Raw genomic sequence first — 4,235 nt, forward strand, 5'->3', positions numbered from 1 at the left:
CAGTAACGTAGTCGATACATCCAAAAACAGCGTGCTGTTTTCTGTTATTTCTTCCAATACTCTATTTGCCATTTGTTCTTTTTCGGGTTTATGTATGCCTGTCCGCTCCCCAAAACTGAGTATCTTCGGGCTCTCTTCAGATAACATAATGCCACCATGCGTGCGGACAGCCATTCCGGTTTTTAGGAATTCCAGGATATCACGACGCGCAGTGTCAGAAGAGATTTGGAATGCTTCCATTATTTCTTTTTTGGAAAGTCTTTTTCTCTCCTCCAACAGCTGTTGAATCTGCTGGATGCGCTCTTCTTGGTACATCATCCCACCACCTTTGATTTAATTATATAAGCGTTTGTAAGTATTTGCAAGTTCATTTAAGTGATTATAGAAAAAAGGTAAACAAATAAACACAAACGTTTTTTAGGCGTTTGTGCTTATTTGTTATCTTTAAATATTTAGATTAGGAATTTTGTTTTTGAACGAAGAGCTGTTTCTCAAAATGATTTTGTCTTCAAGTCCGCGGATCAGGCGGCCTTCTTTGTCATAGACATGGCTTCTGGCTTTTTGGATGTCGGCCATCGCCAGGATGAGCCTGTCGCGTATTGGTTCAGGCAATTCATCGAACAGGAACGATTCTTTGTTGAGATTGTATTTCCCACGCAGCGATTCCACTTCTCCGGCTTTCTTCAGTCGGTACGTTCGTTTGGGCAAGGCGCCTTCGATTGTGCGTTTCTCGATCCGATAGACATAGTTTTTGTCGTCGTAGACGATTTCGAGAGCGCCGCTGTTGGTGCGGTTATACTGCACATGCTTGTGATTTTCCTTATGCAGTTCCCACCAGGCTTTGATCCCCGCAATCGCCTCTTCCTCAGTTTTATAGCTGCCGTGTTCCTTCCGAATGTTGCCGATGCGATTCTGCCAATAGTTGGTATACACTGTTTGACTCATACAATCCGCCCTTTCGATAATGTTGTAATCGCTATCATTGTATGATTAATCCGGGAAATTTGCAAGGGATGGAACTCGAAAAAAACACGACCGTTACTCCGCACACTCTAAATCAGCCGGTTGCCCTCAATTCGCCCACTTCTCCAGCGCAGAGGCAACTCCGTCCTCGTCGTTGGATTTAGTGACGAAATCAGCGGCCGCTTTCGCTTTCTCGGAACCATTGCCCATTGCGACGCTGATGCCTGCGTAAGCAAACATGGACACGTCATTGTCGTTGTCGCCGATTGCCATGATTTCTTCCGGAAGGATCCCGAGTCTATCCGCGACCACATTCAATGCGGTCCCTTTGTTCGCCCGCTTGTCCAAAAATTCAAAAAAGCAATCCAGACTTTTCATCAGATTGTATTTCCTGCGGAAGCGATCGGGTACCTCCGCAATCTTTTGCTCCAACAGGGCTGGTTCCGAGACAAACAGCACTTTGTTGATGGCAGTGCTGTGCAGCTCCTCAAGCTTTCTCACATTTATGCGCGATCCGTTCAGCCAGCTGTCGAAAGCGGTATGCACGTTGATGTCGTGGTTTGTGGTGAAGATGCCGGCTGTGCTCTGGATGTGGTAATCCACGCCGATTGCGTGGCTGAGCCGGTCTATTTCCAATAAATCCTGAAAAGGCAGCGGGCGGTTGTGGACGATTCCGTTGCTGGCCAAATCATGGATCACAGAGCCGTTAAAACTGACGGCATAACCCTGTCCTTCCAACCCCAAGGTTTCGATGATGGCTGTGATGCCGATAAACGGCCTGCCGGTGCAAAGCACGAATCTGCAGCCGCGCTTCTTGTATGCACGTATCATTTCTTTGTTCGCTTCCGATATCCCATGGTCCGAATTCAGAAGCGTGCCATCCAGGTCCAATGCGATCAATTTTATCATCTTGTTCACCTGATCCTTCTTAACGCTCGTTCGGATGCTGTTGTGCCGTCAAGTAGGCGTAGACGGCGCCATAAATACCGGCATCATTGCCGAGTTCCGCTTTTTTCACACCGTAATTGCCTCTGATTTCCGGAAACACATGCCGATCGATGACCGTTTTCAACGGCTCCAGCAACAAGTCGCCAGCTTCGGAAAGCCCTCCGCCTACCACGATTTCTTCCACATCGATGGTGTTCATGATCCCCGCCAAGGCAAAGCCCAGATGCGTGACTGTTTTTTGGACAGCCTGTTCAGCCAATGCATTGCCTTCTTTGAGCCAGTCGAAAATATCGATCGTCGTGAAGCCGTCCTTCGTCAGCTGCTTCTTTTCATCGAGCAGGCTCATCGTCTTCAGCAGTCCGTTTGCGGATGAATAGGTCTCCAGGCAGTTGATGTTGCCGCATCCGCAAACCCGCTGTTCTTCCGATTGGACAGGGATATGCCCGATTTCCCCGCCGGATGAATGGGTTCCGTTCAGGACCTCGCCGTTCAGGATGATTCCGCCGCCGACTCCGGTTCCCAAAGTCACAAACACCAGATTCGCTTTCCCTCTGGCCGCCCCCTTCCACATTTCACCCAAAGCCGCCGCATTGGCATCGTTGAGCAGAATGACCGGCAGCTGCAGTTCCTTCTCGATCACCAATTTCAATGGCATGTCCGACCATCCCAGATTGACGGCTTTCACGACCAATTCCCCGTTCTGGGAAATAGGACCCGGAACGCCGATGCCGATACCGATGATGTCTTTCGTGCCGTCCGTTCCGTTCAAAATCTCTTCGTTGATGGCGCGGATGATGGCATTCGGGATATGGTTGCCGTTGTCAGCCGCATCCGTTTTGATTTTCCATTTTTTTGAGATGTTTCCGTACACATCGATCAGGGCGAACTTGATTTCCGTTCCGCCGATGTCGATTCCGATCATTTTTTTAGCCATTTTATGTTCTCCTTTTAAAAAAAGGATGCGAAATACCCCTGAAGCCGAGTATTCCACATCACCTCTTTATTTTATTTTTTGTTCAGGGTTTTAAAGCAAGCAAGCTTACTGGACAAAATTCCTCAAATAGTGCGCGCTTTGTCGTACGGATGTCTTCACTGCGGCATAATCCTTTTCGAATGCCTTATCCTCGACTTCGATGCAGGTGTAGCCGGCATAGCCGATGTCCGTCAGAGCAGAGACATACTTGCCCCAATCAACGTCGCCCAAGCCAGGCAGTTTCGGGCTCATGTACTGTAAAGGTGTCGCCATGATGCCGACATCCGCCAATTTTTCCGGATAAACTTTGATGTCTTTGTAGTGGACATGGAATAATTTATCCTTGAATTCGTAGAGCGGTTTGATGTAATCCATCTGCTGCCAGACAAAGTGGGAAGGATCGAAGTTCAAGCCGATATGATCGCTGTCCAGCAGCTCGAATACTTTCCGGAACAAGGCTGGAGTCGTCATGAGATTTTGTCCACCCGGCCACTCGTCTTCCGTGAACAGCATTGGGCAATTCTCGATCGCGATTTTGACGTTCTTTTCCTCCGCATGCTTCACAATCGGTGTCCAAACTTTCGCGACTTCCGCCAAGTTTTCGCTGACGGTCTTTGAAGGCATGCGCCCGATGAAGGTTGTGACTATGTTGACTTCCATCAAAGCAGCCGCATCGATGACCGAGTAGAGATGATCGATGGCCAGTCGGCGTTTTTCGGGATCTTCGTCCAACGGATTCGGATAGTAGGCCAAAGCAGAAATTTCCACACCTTTGCTGGAAGCATAAGCGTTCAATTCAGCGGCTTTTTCTTGGGTTAGGCTTTCGGTATCGATATGGGATACCCCGGCATAGCGGCGCTCCGCTTTGCCTGCGGGCCAGCAAGCGACTTCCACGCAATCCAGCCCGTTTTCAGCAACAATATCGATCATTTCCTTGAAATCACTTTGATCAAGGATCGAGGTAACCAGTCCTAGTTTCATACTTTTTCCTTCTTTCGACGATTTATCAATGTTTATTCAAATGATTCGGATCTGTGCTCTTTCGCGGATACGCGGATGGCATCAAGCAGGCACATCAAGCGCAGGATTTGCGCGGGTTGCACAACCAATGCTTCTTCACCGTTCACGTGTTTGTTGTAGTGTTCGAAAAACATGTCATGATTGACAGTGACTTCCGGAAGCGGCTCCGAAACAAGACGTCCTTCCGGGGCTGGACCGAATGAGCGGGTCGGGCCGGCAGCGGTCATTGTGATTTTTCCGGGAACGTTCTTCAGCAACTCTGATGTCCGGACGATTTTGCCTTCCGGATGGAATCCATCGACATAAGCGCTGCCTTTGTTGCCTCCGACAA

Annotated in this window: 5 protein-coding genes and 1 pseudogene; all 6 read right to left on the bottom strand. The window is 48.8% G+C overall.

Annotation, left to right across the window (positions count from 1 at the left end; translation table 11 throughout):
- Positions 1-315: DeoR family transcriptional regulator (locus WBV27_RS02705; RefSeq protein ID WP_424199190.1), on the bottom strand; the 315-nt coding region annotated here is incomplete at its 3' end.
- 129 nt (positions 316-444) lie between these two features.
- Positions 445-945, bottom strand: coding sequence for a hypothetical protein (locus tag WBV27_RS02710; protein WP_424199192.1), 501 nt, complete (start codon positions 943-945; stop codon positions 445-447).
- A 126-nt stretch (positions 946-1,071) separates the two neighbouring features.
- Complete coding sequence (locus WBV27_RS02715; RefSeq protein WP_424199198.1) at positions 1,072-1,872, bottom strand: Cof-type HAD-IIB family hydrolase; 801 nt, start codon at positions 1,870-1,872, stop codon at positions 1,072-1,074.
- A 19-nt stretch (positions 1,873-1,891) separates the two neighbouring features.
- Positions 1,892-2,845: an ROK family glucokinase gene (locus tag WBV27_RS02720; RefSeq protein WP_424199194.1), complete on the bottom strand. Its 954-nt coding sequence runs from the start codon at positions 2,843-2,845 to the stop codon at positions 1,892-1,894.
- 105 nt (positions 2,846-2,950) lie between these two features.
- A complete protein-coding gene (locus WBV27_RS02725) occupies positions 2,951-3,865 on the bottom strand; it encodes a sugar phosphate isomerase/epimerase family protein (RefSeq protein ID WP_424199196.1) in 915 nt (304 codons plus the stop codon).
- 32 nt (positions 3,866-3,897) lie between these two features.
- Positions 3,898-4,235, bottom strand: a pseudogene (locus WBV27_RS02730) (Gfo/Idh/MocA family protein); the annotation flags it as partial.

The sequence above is a fragment of the Trichococcus sp. genome (assembly GCF_049589555.1).
Lineage (GTDB): Bacteria > Bacillota > Bacilli > Lactobacillales > Aerococcaceae > Trichococcus.

Excerpts from the sequence above, each read along its gene's own strand:
- WBV27_RS02710 (WP_424199192.1), bottom strand. The coding sequence starts at position 945 with ATGAGTCAAACAGTGTATACCAACTATTGGCAGAATCGCATCGGCAAC.
- WBV27_RS02715 (WP_424199198.1), bottom strand. The coding sequence starts at position 1,872 with ATGATAAAATTGATCGCATTGGACCTGGATGGCACGCTTCTGAATTCG.
- WBV27_RS02720 (WP_424199194.1), bottom strand. The coding sequence starts at position 2,845 with ATGGCTAAAAAAATGATCGGAATCGACATCGGCGGAACGGAAATCAAG.
- WBV27_RS02725 (WP_424199196.1), bottom strand. The coding sequence starts at position 3,865 with ATGAAACTAGGACTGGTTACCTCGATCCTTGATCAAAGTGATTTCAAG.